The sequence below is a fragment of the Synechocystis sp. LKSZ1 genome (assembly GCF_040436315.1).
GTDB lineage: Bacteria > Cyanobacteriota > Cyanobacteriia > Cyanobacteriales > Microcystaceae > Synechocystis.
In genome coordinates this window covers 1,249,040-1,264,757 of record NZ_AP031572.1, presented here as the reverse complement: position 1 = coordinate 1,264,757, position 15,718 = coordinate 1,249,040, and the positions used below count along the sequence as shown (strand labels likewise).

At 51.8% G+C, this 15,718-nt stretch carries 10 protein-coding genes; 2 read left to right on the top strand and 8 right to left on the bottom strand.

The window, feature by feature from the left end:
- Window positions 1-27: 27 nt before the first annotated feature.
- The 5 genes from ABXS88_RS06005 to bchB all read right to left on the bottom strand — a co-directional run bounded on the left by ABXS88_RS06005 (window position 28) and on the right by bchB (window position 9,552).
- Entirely contained in the window at window positions 28-1,215 is a 1,188-nt protein-coding gene (locus ABXS88_RS06005; protein WP_353674276.1) for a response regulator, read from the bottom strand.
- Window positions 1,216-1,228: 13 nt separating this feature from the next.
- Window positions 1,229-5,044 (bottom strand): response regulator, encoded by a 3,816-nt coding sequence (locus tag ABXS88_RS06000; RefSeq protein ID WP_353674275.1) that lies wholly within the window; start codon window positions 5,042-5,044, stop codon window positions 1,229-1,231.
- Between the two features lie 145 nt (window positions 5,045-5,189).
- Complete coding sequence (locus ABXS88_RS05995; RefSeq protein ID WP_353674274.1) at window positions 5,190-6,416, bottom strand: hypothetical protein; 1,227 nt, start codon at window positions 6,414-6,416, stop codon at window positions 5,190-5,192.
- Window positions 6,417-6,425: 9 nt separating this feature from the next.
- A complete protein-coding gene (locus ABXS88_RS05990) occupies window positions 6,426-7,997 on the bottom strand; it encodes a WGR domain-containing protein (RefSeq protein ID WP_353674273.1) in 1,572 nt (523 codons plus the stop codon).
- A gap of 28 nt (window positions 7,998-8,025) precedes the next feature.
- Window positions 8,026-9,552, bottom strand: coding sequence for a ferredoxin:protochlorophyllide reductase (ATP-dependent) subunit B (gene bchB / locus ABXS88_RS05985; protein WP_353674272.1), 1,527 nt, complete (start codon window positions 9,550-9,552; stop codon window positions 8,026-8,028).
- 316 nt (window positions 9,553-9,868) lie between these two features.
- Between bchB and ABXS88_RS05980 the strand changes: the two genes are divergently transcribed.
- Window positions 9,869-10,762, top strand: a complete 894-nt coding sequence (locus ABXS88_RS05980) for an ROK family protein (RefSeq protein ID WP_353674271.1) — start codon at window positions 9,869-9,871, stop codon at window positions 10,760-10,762.
- 279 nt (window positions 10,763-11,041) lie between these two features.
- Window positions 11,042-12,232, top strand: a complete 1,191-nt coding sequence (corA, locus tag ABXS88_RS05975; RefSeq protein WP_353674270.1) for a magnesium/cobalt transporter CorA — start codon at window positions 11,042-11,044, stop codon at window positions 12,230-12,232.
- Between the two features lie 203 nt (window positions 12,233-12,435).
- Here the strand turns inward: corA and ABXS88_RS05970 are convergent, their stop codons facing one another.
- The 3 genes from ABXS88_RS05970 to ABXS88_RS05960 form a co-directional block, all read right to left on the bottom strand.
- Complete coding sequence (locus ABXS88_RS05970) at window positions 12,436-14,559, bottom strand: TIGR00300 family protein (protein ID WP_353674269.1); 2,124 nt, start codon at window positions 14,557-14,559, stop codon at window positions 12,436-12,438.
- A 273-nt stretch (window positions 14,560-14,832) separates the two neighbouring features.
- Window positions 14,833-15,252 carry a DUF948 domain-containing protein gene (locus ABXS88_RS05965; protein WP_353674268.1) on the bottom strand — a complete coding sequence of 140 codons (420 nt, stop codon included), beginning with the start codon at window positions 15,250-15,252 and terminating at the stop codon, window positions 14,833-14,835.
- Window positions 15,249-15,599, bottom strand: coding sequence for a YtxH domain-containing protein (locus ABXS88_RS05960; RefSeq protein WP_353674267.1), 351 nt, complete (start codon window positions 15,597-15,599; stop codon window positions 15,249-15,251). Before ABXS88_RS05960 ends, ABXS88_RS05965 begins: the two co-directional genes overlap by 4 nt.
- Window positions 15,600-15,718: the final 119 nt, after the last annotated feature.

Below are 15,718 nucleotides of genomic sequence, written 5' to 3'. Positions count from 1 at the left end.
CAAAAATGTCAAGGTAATGGGGAAAGATTAGTGATCAATTTCAATAGTGAATATCGAGCCTTGAGGGGGATTATCGGCCACACTGATTTTACTGGCGTGAGCTTCAACAATAATTTTGCAAAAGGCTAGTCCCAAACCAAGCTGGGGAACACCATCTAGGGTAGGGCCAATTTCGTACTTTTCAAAGATACATTCCCGTAGACTACTTTCAATGCCTGGGCCTTGATCGGCGACGGAAATGACGGCTCCCTTTGTTTCGGGATAATGGACTGAAACCGTTATTTCACTCTGGGAGGGGGAAAATTTAATGGCATTGGTAATCAGGTTTTCGATGGCCCGCCGAAACAGTAGAGCATCAACGTTGATGAAGCGGTGGGGGGGTAGGGGGAATTGGGTGCAGAGGTGGATTTGCTTGCGAGCGGCCATAGCCTCTAATTCCTTCAGGGCCAACTCACAGAGGTCACAGAGGTTGGTGGGCTGACGCTTGAGGCTTAGGGTACTGGATTCTAATTTGGCTTTGAGTAGGAGGTCTTCTACCAGGATGTGCAGTTGCTGGCCGCCGGTTTGAATTAACTGGAGCATTTTTTGCCGACGTTCTGGGGGCAGCTCCGGACTCTCTAGGAGGGTATCGGTGATGGGCAGAATGCTGGAGAGGGGGTTGCGTAGGTCATGGACAATCATGTTGACCATATCTTCCCGAAACTTAAGCAGACGCTGTAGACGGTCGTAGGCACTCTTGAGATTGAGGTGAGTTTTAACCCGCGCCAAGAGAATGGGCGGACTGACGGGTTTGGTAATGTAGTCCACAGCCCCCAGTTCAAAGCCATACTGCTCATCTTCAATCTCGGTTTTAGCCGTTAGGAAAATCACTGGAATATTCTGGGTTGAGGCCTTGGCCTTCAGTAGAGTACAGACTTCGTAACCGTCTATCTCTGGCATCATAATGTCCAAGAGGATCAGATCGGGCTGAGGCGTAGTAGTGGCAATGGCCAGGGCCTGTTCTCCTCGATTGGCAATTTTGACGCGGTATTGATCCCTGAGTAAACCACTGATCAGGGTCAAGGTGTCGGGGGAATCATCAACAACGAGAATGGTTGCTCTCAGGTTAGGGGAGGAGGAGGTATCCATCAGTTGATTGAGGGGAGTGAAGTGACGGCTAGAGGTAAAGCTGAACTGCTGACCCAATAACCTGAGTGGGGAACCGATCAAAGTCACAACCTACTCTAGCCTAATTTGGTTGTGAGTCTGTCTCTGCCGTCAGGGCCAAATTCAGGGCCATCAGGGCGGCTTCAAAGTCAAAGGCATTGATGCCAGCGGCGATAGCCGCATAATGGCCGGGAAAGGCCTGGCTAAGCAGATCACGATGGTTTTGCAGAAAATCCGCAGCCTCCGCATCATCCTCCTGGAGGAGTTGGGCCAAGCGCTGACAGACAGATTTGACTTGTGCTAAATCCACCGGGGATTGACTGAGAACAGTAGGGGTAGGGGAGGACGGTGTTAGTTGAGCTTCTAAGGCCTCGATCACCTGATGCAGGGGAAAGGTCACCTCTGCGAGATAGGCCTCAATTTCCCGTCGAGGTTGGCCCTCCTTGATCGCTTTTTCCAGGCAGGCGGCGGCCTGTTGCACTTCACTGGCCCCAATATTACCAGCAACTCCCTTGAGGGTATGGGCCAGACGTTCCGCGAGGGCCGTATCTTCCCCATCGAGGGCCGTAGTGATCTCGGCCTCAAAGGACTTTTGCCCAGCTACAAATTTACGAAGCATATTGAGGTAGAGCGTTTGCTTGCCCAGGACTCGTCGCAGGCCGTCTTCGAGGTTGAGGCCAGGAATCCCCTGGGGAAGGGCCAGCGCTTCATTTATGGTTGGCCCTGGGCCAGAGGAACCCTCAGGGGGGGCTGGGGTCTCGGACGAAGCGGGGAGCCACTGGAGTAATTTTTTCCAGAGTTCATCGGGTTCAATCGGTTTACCGAGGTGGTCATTCATACCGGCTTCCAAACAACGTTGTCGGTCTCCTTCCATCACATTGGCTGTCATCGCCACAATCGGCAAGGTATCGTAATCGGGGTTTTGACGAATGATCCTCGTGGCTTCAACGCCATCCATTTCCGGCATTTGCATATCCATCAGTACCAAGGCGTAGGGGGAGGAGTGTACTTTTTCCACTGCAATCTGGCCATTAGCTGCGACATCTACTAAAAAGCCCGCGTCTTCTAATAGCTCAGCTGCCACTTCCTGATTAACGTCATTATCTTCCACCAAGAGAATGCGGGCCCCCCGAATCCTCTTGAGTCTTTCCAAGGACCAGTCTTCTGTCAGGGTTTCTCGAAGTTCCCTCGTTTCTGTTGCGATCCCTGAAGTATCTCCGAGGGCCCGGGCCAAACTATCAAACAAAACGGAGGGGCTGATCGGTTTTACCAAGACATCGACGATACCCATTGTCTTCGCTTTAACAAACAGTTCTTCCCGACCATAGGCCGTCACAATGAAAATTGAGGGCGGATGGTGAAGACCGGCTATTTCAAGACGACGCGCGACTTCCAAGCCGTCCATATTGGGCATTTGCCAATCCACAAAAATGAGGTCGTAGGGATTGGCACTGGTATCTTTCTCGATCACAAGGGCTAAGGCTTCCCGACCAGAGTGAACCGTATCCACCACAAATTTCATCGGCTCCAGCAAGTCTTTCATGACCAAGCAGGCATGGTCGTTATCATCAACAATCAAGACTTTTTTCCCTTCTATATCTTGGCTTAAGACCAGGCGACGGGGCGGCAGGTTACTCTTGCGCAGGCAGATTGTGGCCCAAAAAGTACTACCCTGGCTGTATTCACTCTCAACCCCGACGGTGCCCCCCATCAGTTCAGCAATGCGCTTACAAATAGCTAAACCCAGTCCAGTTCCGCCAAACCGACGGGTCGTAGAGCTATCGGCCTGTTGAAAACTGTTGAAAAGATTGCCCATTTGTTCCGGTTTGAGGCCAATGCCCGTATCTTTCACCGCGAGGTAGAGTACGACATCCTCGTCACGGTATTCCTGCAATTTGACGACAATCGTAATATCCCCTGTCTCTGTGAATTTAACGGCATTGTTGGCATAGTTAATCAAAATTTGTCCCAAACGCAGGGGATCGCCGATAAAGTGACGGGGCAGATTGCGGTCAATGTCAAATAGTAGCTCTAGACCCTTATCCGTGGCTTTTTCACTAATCAAGGCCGAAACATTATCCAGCACCTTGTCCAGGTCGAAGTCAATGCTTTCCATAGGCAGTTTACCGGCTTCAATTTTGGAAAAGTCGAGGATGTCGTTGATCACTCCCAACAGATGCTGGCCCGAGGTCTGAATTTTCTGTAAATATTCCCGCTGACGGGGGGTGAGGTCGGTCTTCAGGGCCAGGTGGGTCATGCCAATAATGGCGTTCATCGGGGTACGGATCTCGTGACTCATGTTGGCGAGGAAATCCGCTTTGAGTTGGTTCGCTTCTTCGGCCAGTTCCTTCGCCCGTTGCATTTCCGCTTCGGCGGCCTTGATTTTACTAATATCAGTCAGCCAGCCCAAAATACCCGCTTGGCCTTCGTAGACGGTGGTCATAAAGGTGGCCATCACATCCCGCAGTTGACCATCTGGGCCATACATTTTATAAAAGCCCCCTTCGCTCAAACCGGTTTGCAACAATTCCTGGAGCATCTGCTCTCGCTCCATGGGGTCAGCATAGATTTTCTGGGGCGCATCTCCCACCTTGAGATCCACTAGCTCGATGATATGGGGATTGGCAAAGCGTGTGATGCCGTCGATGGTAATGGCCACCCCCACGGGGGCCCGGTCGAGAATGGATTGCAGATGTTCGCGCTGTTGCAGAATTTCTTGCTGGGCTTGGTGACGCGCACTAATGTCATGGATAGAGGCGAAGATGTTAATGTCCTTTTGTTGGAGGGAAGGAAAACTCGCTAGGCCCACTTCAACGGGAAACGTTGAACCATCACGACGGGTAGCCATCACCTCAAATTCCTGTTGCTCTAGAAGACAGACCGGGCCCTGGGTTTCGCTGGAATGGCGCCACGGCAGGGCCTGTTGTAGGAGATCTTCGAGGCCGAGACTAGCAATCGTTTGCCCGATCAATGCTCCTGGGCTGTAGCCAAAAATGCGTTCCAGGGAGGGATTGGTCAGAATAATCTGGCCCTGGGCATCCAAAATCAGGATTCCTTCGGGGGCGTGTTCAAGGATGCGATGGTACCAGGCTTCAGTATCGGAAAGGACTTTTTGCTGTTGGCGCTGAACCACGCTTTCCCGCAGGACAATGGACATCGCTCCCCCCGTCAGGAGAATGCTCACCAAGGCAACGGCGATGGCCACTTCGCGGATATCAATCCCTTGAATCAAGAGGTCTGCCCAGGGACTACAGATAAAATGGGAGGCGGTCATGGCCGTGTAGTGCATTCCCGTCGTTGCTAGGCCCATGACCAAGGCGGAACTCCAGAGTCGATATTGGTTGTGCTGATGGAAAAATCGGTGGGCGTAGAAGTGGCACCAGAGGGCGATCCAGGCTAAAACGACGGCAACAACAATGGAGAGCAGAAAGAGGGGAATTTCGTAGTAAATGTTGCCATGGAGGCTTAGGGCCGCCATCCCGGTGTAGTGCATCGTGCCGACCCCGAGGCCAAACCAAACAGCTCCCCAGGCCAATTGTTTGACGGTGGGTTGACTACGGCCCAGATAACCCAAGACATAAATACTGGCGGCGATGGCTGGGAGCATCGACAGAACGGTAATGCCCAAGTGATAGCGGATCGGACAGGGCAACTCAAAGCTGAGCATACCGATGAAGTGCATGGCCCAAATACCGACTCCCATTACTGCCCCACTGAAGCCCAACAGAATCGTCCGTAAACCTCTACTGGGTACCGATTCCGCCGACTGGGCCATCAAGAAGGCCATATAGCTGGTAAAAATAGCGATGGCAATCGAGAGCAAGACCAATGTGGGGTCGTAGGAACCTTGATAATCCAATTGGTCAGCCGAGAAGGAATCAATCGGTTTCCAAAACATGGCGCACGAACCGCTAACCCGACAAAGAAGGATACAAGAGCTATATTGCTGATCTTATGGCCATTTTTTGGGAAGAATCGAACTATTTTGCTTATGCTTGTTGGCTACTTTTCCCTCTAGATTTCATCTTTATACACAGTTCTATTCAGTCTCGTATCTGCAAACTAACAACAATTCCTTGGCCGGTGGTTGCATAAAGGGCCTCCCGCCAGGCCTGGATCGCGGTAATGCCGCCGACCCCTAATTGGATATCATCCTTGACGGTACCAGTGAAATCGAGTCGCTCTAATCGGCTATTATGAGTCCCCAACCAAAAAGACGTTCTATCCTCGGCGAGGGCCAGACAGTAGGGAATATCCGTGCTGGTATAGAAGGGAGTAACGGAGACCTCCTGGGTTTTGAGGTCGGGTACTTTTCCCAAGCGGTAGAGCGTCCGGTTCCCGCAGGCAATGATCAGAGAATCAGTAGTAACTAAACCACAGAGCACGGGCGTTTCCAGGGCCTGAAACCACTGTCTTTTTCCAGTACTTAAATCGTAGGCCGTGACGCCTCGGTAATGGCCCTGATACAGCGTTTGCTCATCACTGCCGAGAAACCAACTTTGCCAATGGTCGGGTTCATGGTGTTGCCATTGTCGTCTTAACTCGGTATTGATAACCTCTAGATAACCGCAGGCATCGGCAACGGCCAAATGATGCTGGCCGGCTTCCAGGGCCAGGATGAGATATTGGTAGTAGGTCTGATTGAGGGGCCGGAGGTCATAGACGGCTTGGGGGAGTTTCCCCGTCAATTCGTAGAGATTGCCGTCCTGACAAGCAACGTAGGGTGTTTCATCTAGAAGGGCCAAACAATGACTATCCTTCGGTAACTGGTATTGCTGAATCAGGGCTCCCTGGTGATTGAGCACCACAATGCGGCCATCCCGGAGACAGAGCCAGCAACCCTGATCGTCAACCCAGAGATCCAGAATGGGAATAGTCCAGGAACCATGGGGGTTGGGAACTTGATACTGCCACTGCTGTTGAGGGGGAACGGGCAGCGGGATTTTTAAAGAGGGGCTATAGGCAAGTTGTTTGGCAAAGGTGGCCAACAGGGGCCAGACCGGCTGACATTCCGGGCGATGGAAGTAGTTATCGAGACTGTCACAGGAACCAATGGTGAAAAAAGGCACGTCGGCCAATTCTGGAAAATCAGCCCAATTTAGGGCCTGGCCGGGATACCAAACGGAACCGTAGTCCCGCGAGAACGCATAGGCACTTTCTCCCGGCATACCCATGAAGGGACATCCTGCCACCAGTCCCGATTCTTGGTGTTGGAGCAGGTAACTACCCTTGCCGTCCCGATGCAGGAAGTAATAGTCCTGGTAGGCCATGATGAATGCTTAATCCTCCACCAGACGTTTAATATCGCCGTAGGTGCGGTAGTAGCCGCCCTGTTTAGCTTCCCGCAGTTCCTGCACCCAGTAGCGGTCTCCTTCCCTCCGCAAATCTCGCGGAAATTGCACCATCCAATCCCGATGATAGCCCTCCGAGAGGGGATGTACCCGCAATTGCTGGCCCTGACGAAAACATTCCAGAATCACCCCTGGGCCCTTTTGTGTCGTCGTTTCGAGGGCCACTAGGCCTTGACTGGGGAGATTGGGCGCGGGGGTTAGGGGTTGGATCGGGGGGGAGTCCGGTGAGGCCTTCACCTGCAAATCCCAGCCCACCATCAGGCCTTGGTTGGTCACAAAATACAGGGCCTGGTCAAAAAATTGCATCGATAGGGCCGAACCATTCCCCGTTGCTACTTTCCAAAGCCGTTCCCCCGCCTGATTAAAACAATAGATAAAAGCCGAGCTATCCGCCGCGTAGAGGTAGGAACCGGTCGCATCCGTTGTACAGCAATACACCGAGGCTTCGCAAGGATACGTCATCAGCGGTTCTCCGGTCTTACGAAAGCTCTGGACGACCTTACCGCTCGTCGCCACAAATAGCTGATCGCCGTTTTGACAACCAAAGAGTACTTTCCCCAGGGTGGCCTGATGCCACGCTTGACGACCCGTCTCAAACTCGTACATGGTGACACCTTTGGTATGGCCATGGTAAAAGCCCTGGGCATCACAGCAGAGCATCCAGCCCAGTCGGCCCCCACTCAGCCGATTCCACAGGACTTCCCCCTCGGGGTCGGTTTTACTCAGGCCCCCATTGGCATCAGAAACCCCTAGCATGCCGTCGTAGATGTCTAGCCAGAGGAGATCCAGGCCCCGTTCGATCTCATAGGCCAGGTAGGGAAATTTGCCAGTTAGGTCATAGATATTGCCATTGTCACAGCCCACGTAGAGCCAAATATCATCAGTGACAATACATTTCACCGCGTCGGGTAGTTGATATTTTTGCAAGACCTGGCCCTGGTGATCCAGCTTAAACACTTGGCCCTTTTCATTGCCGAGCCAACAATGGTTTTCATCCACCGCCAGGCCAAAGGCCGGAAAGCCCGAATCAAAGCGCCAGCGGATCATCTCCGGTGTCGGGGGCCTGGCCGGAGAGAAGGGTGCCAGGGGCAAGGAAGAAGGGGCCGGTTGACTTAAGGAAATAGTGGGAGGGGTCTGAGCCAGGACAGCTGAGGAATTATTAGACGGCTTAGGAGTCTCGGTCATCGGGCTAACGGTTGTTGTTGCCGCTGGCTCAGAGAGTGGAGAAATAGGGGCAATGGTCGTTGTTGCCTCTGGCCCTGGGGTAACTGGGGGAGCCGGGGCCAGACCATAGCCCTTGCGTTGTTTTTCCCGAATTTTCTTGTTGGCCTCGGCTTGGGCCTGTTCGGGCGTGGCGTAGGTTTTGACTTGGATGGTGCCCTGGGTCTGGAGACGGCCAAAACGAATGGTAACGGTCGAACCGATCACCCTCACTTCATAGAATTTATGAGCGTTACTGGCTTCGTCGATGAATTCAAGATAGGTGTTTTGTTCCGTCATGGCCCACCTCCGACAAAATGATCAAACCCTAGGCCCCGACAGCCTCCTTGGCGGCGTACATCACCTCTAGGGTGATTTCAGCAAACCGACGCTCCCGAGCAAATTTCTCGGTGTTGCGCTTGACTTTTCCCCGCACAAAGCCCGGAATTTTATTCAATTCGGCCTGGGCCTCTTTGTTCCAGCTCAGGTCTGAGTCGGCGGAAATGCCTTTGGTAATGACTTCCTTGGTGTCGTGGCCACCGAAGATTTCCAAGAGGTGATCCTCCATGCCCAGGGTAAAGGAGTTATAGACCAGGTCGGCAATTTGATTGGTGCCTTCGTAGCCGAGGAAGGGTTTGTAGCCCAGGGGAAAGTTTTGAATATGGATCGGAGCCGCAATCACGCCGCAGGGAATATCGAGCCGTTTGCCCACATGACGTTCCATCTGGGTTCCAAAAATAGCGGCAGGCTCCAAGCGTGCAATAGCATCGGCAATGGCCCCGTTATCATCGCTAATTAAAACGTCGTCACAATAGCCCTGGACTTGGCCCTGGAACCATTCAGCATCGTACTTGCAGTAAGTCCCCGCGAGTACCACCTTAATTCCCATTTCTCGGGCTAGGATTTTGGTCATGGCCGCGGCGTGGGTGTTATCCCCAAAGACCACCGCTTTTTTCCCGGTCAAATTTTGGCAATCGATGGAGCGGGAAAACCAGGCCGCCTGGGAAATAAATAGGGTTTGCTCATTGATGTAGTCTTCGTAATCGACCCCGGCCCCTTGGGCATTCAGTACCGTTTGGATCTGACGAATACAGCGGGCTGTTTCCACCACCCCCATGGGCGTAATATCCACAAAGGGTATCCCCCATTCCCGCTCTAGATACTGGGCCGTCATTTGGCCCACTTCCCGGTAGGGACAGAGATTAAACCAGGCTTTGGGCAGATCTTTTAATTGGTCAACCGTTGCGCCAGCGGGGGCCACCACGTTCACCTGAATGCCGAGATCCGTCATCAAGCGCTTGAGTTCCGTCGCGTCGTGATTGTTGTGGAAACCCAGGGTAGTCAGACCAATGATATTGACCGAAGGGGTTGCGGTTTTCTCGGTCGGCAATTCCCCTTGACGACGGGCCTTGTCTAAGTAGAACTGGACAATCTGTTGGAGGGTACGATCGGCGGCCTGGAGTTCATTGAAGCGGTAGTGATTGACATCCGCTAGTAGGACATCGCCCTGAGCATCCATCTGGGCCCGATCCACAAAGTTTTTCAGGTCTTCCTGCAAAATACTGGAGGTACAGGTTGGTGTTAGTACGATCAGATCCGGTCGTTCCTCTTGGTCTTTGCGGACAATATTGTTAACCACTTTTTCCTGGGAACCCCGCGCCAGGACATTGCGATCCACCACGCTGGCGGTGACGGGGGTAAAATCGCGTTCCCGCTCTAGCATCGAGCGCATGACGTTAAAGTAATCGTCCCCCAGGGGTGCGTGCATGATGGCATGGACATTTTTAAAGGAGCTAGCAATGCGGAGAGTACCAATGTGAGCCGGGCCCGCATACATCCAGTAGGCTAATTTCATAAAACCATCTCGGGGAGAATTTCAGCAAATCCATCACAACTTGACTGGCCCTATCACAGGAACCTAGCCAAATCCTGTCTAGAATTGTCGTTCTGGGCATTGCGCTTGTCGAGGGGGAACTTTACAGGCCAAGGTTAGGGGCAATGGCTGAAATAATTTAGGCACGGGATGTTGCCGCTTTTCAGGCCAGGCAATCCGCTGACTTTGATAACACAATTCTTAATGTTTATTCACACAATTGATGGATAATCCAAAGATGCTTAAAAAAAGCTGAACAATTCTAGTGTTCTTTTTGTCCTCTTATTGTTCCTTTGTTATGAACCAGGCCCAAGTGATGGGTATTGACCTCGGCGGTACTGCCATTAAGCTCGGTCGTTTTTTAGCTGATGGCACCTGTCTCGCGTCCTTTTCAGTTCCCACGCCCCAACCCGCTTTTCCCGAAGCGGTTCTCCAGGCCTTAATTCCAGCAATTCAGCGACTGAAAACCGAGCATTGCCAGGCCCTGGGAGTGGGGATGCCAGGGCCAACCGATGCGTCTAGACGGTTAGCCAAATTGGCCATTAACCTTCCGCAATGGCACAATGTGCCCCTGGCCGATTGGTTAGAGACCGCTATTGGCCTGCCGGTCGTATTGGAAAATGATGCCAATTGTGCGGGGTTGGGGGAGGCCTGGCTGGGGGCCGGCCGTCACTTTCAAGATTTTATTCTCCTCACCTTGGGGACGGGGGTGGGCGGGGCCATTTTTCTGGGCGGCAATTTATTTGTTGGTCGCCACGGAGCCGCCGGGGAATTGGGCCTGCTGAGTATTGATTATCGCGGGCCGGATTGTCATAGTGGCAATCGGGGTTCCCTGGAACAGCACGTCTCCGCCCAGGCCATCCAGCGAGAAACCGGCAAAAATGGAGCCGAATTGGCCCAATTAGCGGCTAAGGGGATTCCCGAGGCCCTGGCCTACTGGGAACGCTATGGTCAATTACTGGGGGTAGGGCTGGCTAATTTGCTCTACGTGCTCACGCCCCAGGCCGTGATTTTAGGGGGGGGCATTAGTGCCAGTGCCGACTATTTTTTACCGGCCCTGACGGCGGAAATTCAGGATCGAGTCTTGGCCCCAACACGGGAAGATCTGACCATTGTGGTGGCAGAATTGGGCAATCGAGCCGGTATGTTAGGAGCTGCCCGCCTAGCCTGGCAAAGTATCGGGAAGGGCTAAACGTTGGTTCACAAGCCAACTTAATCAGTGGTTGAGGCTAACTTTTAGCAGAAAAGTAAAACAAAGATGCTTATTTGTAATGCTTGCTGAGAACAGATTTTACAGTTAGAATTATTGCCAAATTCCAGTTTCAGATCCGAAACTTTAATTTTCTTAAAAATACCAATCATATTTCTGCGAAAATTGTAGCGAATTTGTTTCTTGAAAAATACAATGGCCAGAGCATTTATTTGTTCAATGTAAATTAAAGCTTAAAGACAGCTTGGTCACCGAAAAACCATGATTTCATGGAAAAAATCTCCCTTTGATGACTTTATGACCAATTCTGTAACTTCTCTGAATAACGAAGAAATTGACCTTTTTGATTATTACTATAATCAACCTGGTAGTGCCCCCGGCACGGTACAGATTGCTCCCGATGCCTATCCCACCGAGATTTCGGTGATTGACTACGGTGCTGAGCACCTCCATCGTGCCCATCGTTTATCCCCGAAGGAATGTCTAGCCTTCAGCCAGGGAGAAGATTCGGTTACGTGGATTGATGTCCAGGGCCTGGGGAGCGAACCTTTGCTCCGGGAGTTAGCCGATTGTTTCCATTTACCCCCCCTGATTTTAGAGGATATTGTTAATGTTCCTCAGCGGCCTAAGATTGAGTACCACGAAGATTTTTTATTAATCATTGCCCAAATGGTAATCGCCAAGCCGGGGGATGGCTTTTGGATTGAACAAATCAGCTTTGTGTTAGGCAAGAACTATCTGATTACGCTTCAAGAAGAACCCCTCAGGGATCCTTTTGAGCCGGTACGTCATCGTCTAGCTAAAGGGATTGGGCCCATTCGTCGCCTCAATGCGGACTATCTTTGCTACGCTCTGCTGGATGCCATTATTGATAATTTTTTCCCCGTTTTAGAACTGTACGGTGATCGTTTAGAAAAACTAGAAACGGAAGCCGTCACCCATCCCGATGAAACCACTCTCAACGGGATCTATGAAGTTCGTCGAGAATTATTGGCCCTGCGGCGTACCATCTGGCCCCAACGGGAGATTTTTAATACCTTGATTCGAGATAATGCCGTATTAATTTCCCCAACGGTGATTAATTATTTTCGGGATTGCTACGATCACACGATCCAGATTATTGATGTGATTGAAACCTATCGTGAGCTGGCCTCTAGCCTGATGGATGTTTATCTCTCGGCAATGAGCCAGAAAATGAATGAGATTATGAAGGTTTTGACGATTATTTCCACCGTTTTTATTCCCCTAACCTTTATTGCCGGTATCTACGGGATGAATTTTAATACGGAAAAATCTCCCTTCAATATGCCGGAGTTGAATTGGTATTGGGGTTACGCGTTGTGTTTAACGGTAATGCTGATCATTGCGGCCAGCCTATTACTCATCTTCTGGAAACGAGGCTGGTTTCGGCGTCAGCCCTTGGGCCTCAGGAGCCGGCAGACCAGGGGGTAAGCCCGTCGTCAAGCCGACTAACGACAAGGCCCCCTGGCCCCTTAACCTCCCTTGGCAAAACTCCCCATCACTAGGGCAGATAGCAGTAGGCCTGGGATTAGCAATACCACCAGCATTAGTAATTGATCACTCGTCATTGAAAAGGCCCTCTGTTTAGGAATTGGGTCGCTTCCCACCATAGCGAAGATTTATCGACCCGGCGACTAAACTAGGACTTGTTCTTGGCTATAGGGCTGAGTCAAGTGGTTGAGTTGTTGTACCAGTAGACTCAGGAAGAGCCCCACATCCGTGACAACGCCAATGGATTCGACGGAACCCCGGTCGCTCAGCTTGGTGACCACGGCGGGATTAATATCCACACAGACCATCTTGACGCCGGCGGGGGTCATATTCCCGACCCCAATGGAGTGCAACATACTGGATAGCATCAGAATCATGTCGGCCCCTTGGATTAACTCGGCATAGCGGCCCTGGGCCTGGATCAGATCCATTTCCGTATCCGGTAGCGGGCCATCATCGCGGATGGAACCCGCTAGACAGTAGGGAACCTGATTTTTAATGCATTCGTACATGACCCCTTTGCGAATAAAGCCGGCCTCCACCGCCGGACGAATCCCACCATAGCGCCGGATGGTATTAATCACCTTGAGGTGATGACGGTGGCCGCCTCGCACCGGAATCCCCCGTTGCATGTCAACCCCTAGGGACGTTCCCATCACGGCCTGTTCCATGTCATGAACCGCGATGGCATTGCCTCCCAGGAGAGCATGAACGTAACCCTCACGAATCAGGTGAGACAGGTGTTGAGCACCCCCGGTATGAATCACGACCGGCCCGGCCGTCACCACGATTTTGCCGCCCTGGTCTCGAATTTTGCGTATTTCCCAGGCTACTTGTTCTACTAGTAGTTCCACCCGGCGTTCGCTCGAAACTCCGGAGGCCATAAAGGCAAATTCTTTATTTTCCTTACGTCCTGCTTCGTGGGATTCCACTTTTTTAATGGTTCGAATCCCTTCGACGCCGACCATCACCCGGTCTCCGACCTGGAGATCCCGGAGTAGTTTACAGGTTGCCGTAGGGCCAGTGACCGTTTGACCGACCACAATCGCCGCATCCATCCGTTGGTTTTCTACGCGCATCCACTCACAATTGACCCGGACTTCCGTGGGGTAAATCGTACTGACATAGAAATCATCCGGTGCAACCCCGGCCTGGGTAACCACCTCTGTATTAATGTCACAGAGTTCCTGGGGCGGTGGCACAGCCCCCAACTCGATCAGTTGGGTCATAATGCCTTCCATAATGTCGTGGGATGGGGCCGAAACTCGGACTTCCGCCGACGAAACACTGTTGCGCTCAACCCCTAAGTTGAAGTTCAGCACGCGGAAACTGCCGCTATTTTCAACGATGGTATCCAGGGCCTGGTTCAGGAGACCGGCATCTAGCAAATGGCCCTCCATGTGTACCACCCGACTCTCAATGGGAACATTGGCATGAACCGTTTCGAGAATGGGCTCTGTGACCCGTAGGGTGAGACATTTCGCGGCTCCCCCGGCCTTGAGGAATTCACTTAGGGGCGTTTCAATTACTTCAAAGCCCACGGCTTGGAGTCGATTTTTCAGGTCTTGACTGACCTGATTCATAATGATGGTCTGATGAATATTGACCGCATTACAGGCAAACTTCACCGCATCGGGTTCCGCCACTACGATCCGCTTTTCAGGGGGAATCCGCATTTCAATCACGCGGTTGGAATAGGCATCAAAGGCCGGTGGATAGTAAAGCAGATAACCGCCCGTGAGGGGACAAAAGCAAGTATCTAGATGGTAGAAGCGCTCATCGATCAGACGCAGGGAAACGACTTCGGTATCTAGCCATTCGGCAATGTAGGGATGGGAATCTAATTCAGAGCGAAAACCGTAGCCGGCCCATAACCAGCGTCCTTCCCGGTCAAAGAGGGCATCACCGGCCCCTTCAAAGGGCAGATCCTTGGGTAATTCGTAAACGGTAAAGCCATTTTCTGCAAACCAGGCCTTGAAATAGGGTTCTTCTCCCTGGCGTTCCTTATGGAAAAAACGACTGAGAACCACGTTTTTGCCCAGGACTAATCCGGCATTAGCCGTAAATACCATGTCGGGCCATCCCTTCGCGGGGGCTACCAAGTCCACAATGGCACAGCCTTTAATGACTTCATATAATTTCTGCCACTGTTCCACGGCACGGTCACGGGAAGATTTGTGGATATTGCCTTCCATCCAGGGATTAATCACATAATCCACGTCGTAGTGGTCAGGGGCACACATCAAAATACGGATAGGGTCAGTCATAGAAAATGGTAGGGATGGAATACTACGCCAATTGTGAGCGAAAGGGCTCGTTGTCTATGGTATTTTTGGCGACATTTATGGCAGGGACGATCGTCTTTGCTCCCCCATCATAGCCAGATTAGGCCCTGTCTTTAGAGTTAATAAATTATCAAAACTCTTTAATTCTTTTCTTGCATAGCTAAACTGTAAAATCTGCAACCAATGACCTACAAATCTCCCCAGTCCTGATCAATTCCAACTGGGTTTAAAACAGTTAGGTCGGGCGATTCTATTCTAACGCTCGCGGCCCCGACGTCTTTCAATGAGCTTTGCTTGGTATTTTACCGGGGGATGGCCCTGCCAAGTTTGCCAAGCGGTACGAACTCCTATCCAAAAACGCTGGCTTGTTCCCTGGACGGTTGTCACAGTGGCCTTAGCGGTCGTCAGGCCTTGATCAACGGTTTGGATAAATTCCGTTGCACTTTTAACCCCTTGATCCAGTTCATCGGTTAATTCACTAATTTCTAGACCCGTCAAGCGAATGGCCTCTAGGGTTGGCGGAAATTCTCGGTTCAGACTATCGAAAAGTTTTTCGGCACTGCGGGCTGCCCGACCCAATTCTTGTAGGGCTGGTAGGGCCGTGACCAGAACGGCAGCAAGACTGACGGATACGAGAACAAGGGATAGCGCGAGCCAGAATAGAGGTTCGGTCATGGGCGGGGCTGATTGGTCATACTGCTATTGGCGGGACTATTATGGGCGTTTTCCTCTTGAATGGCCGCCATTTGACTAGCCTCAATCCCGGCAGTAATGGCCTCTTGCAGACGATTGAGGGTCTCTTGCCAATTTTTCTGGGCTGATTCGGAGAGCTGGCCCGTTTGAAGTTGGAGCATGGTACTCAAGTCCTCGACCAACTCAGGGAGGGCCTCGGCGGATTTTTTGAGAATGCGGCGGGTATCACGACCAGAGCGCGGAGCAAGTAAGAGGCCGGTTGCGGTACCGATGAGTCCTCCCACAACCAGGCCGACCCATAAACCACCGCCCTTGCTATCCTTTGCCATAATCTTTGCCTCGATGATTATCCCCTATTGTAGAGGAGAGCGGCGAATCCGTCGGTGACTCGCTCAGACTCTTGCCGTTCTTGGCTCTCGGCCGTTTTTTGCTGTTTTTATCTCACGTT

Excerpts from the sequence above, each read along its gene's own strand:
- ABXS88_RS06000 (WP_353674275.1), bottom strand. The coding sequence starts at position 5,044 with ATGTTTTGGAAACCGATTGATTCCTTCTCGGCTGACCAATTGGATTAT.
- ABXS88_RS05995 (WP_353674274.1), bottom strand. The coding sequence starts at position 6,416 with ATGGCCTACCAGGACTATTACTTCCTGCATCGGGACGGCAAGGGTAGT.
- ABXS88_RS05990 (WP_353674273.1), bottom strand. The coding sequence starts at position 7,997 with ATGACGGAACAAAACACCTATCTTGAATTCATCGACGAAGCCAGTAAC.
- bchB (WP_353674272.1), bottom strand. The coding sequence starts at position 9,552 with ATGAAATTAGCCTACTGGATGTATGCGGGCCCGGCTCACATTGGTACT.
- ABXS88_RS05980 (WP_353674271.1), top strand. The coding sequence starts at position 9,869 with ATGAACCAGGCCCAAGTGATGGGTATTGACCTCGGCGGTACTGCCATT.
- corA (WP_353674270.1), top strand. The coding sequence starts at position 11,042 with ATGATTTCATGGAAAAAATCTCCCTTTGATGACTTTATGACCAATTCT.
- ABXS88_RS05970 (WP_353674269.1), bottom strand. The coding sequence starts at position 14,559 with ATGACTGACCCTATCCGTATTTTGATGTGTGCCCCTGACCACTACGAC.
- ABXS88_RS05965 (WP_353674268.1), bottom strand. The coding sequence starts at position 15,252 with ATGACCGAACCTCTATTCTGGCTCGCGCTATCCCTTGTTCTCGTATCC.
- ABXS88_RS05960 (WP_353674267.1), bottom strand. The coding sequence starts at position 15,599 with ATGGCAAAGGATAGCAAGGGCGGTGGTTTATGGGTCGGCCTGGTTGTG.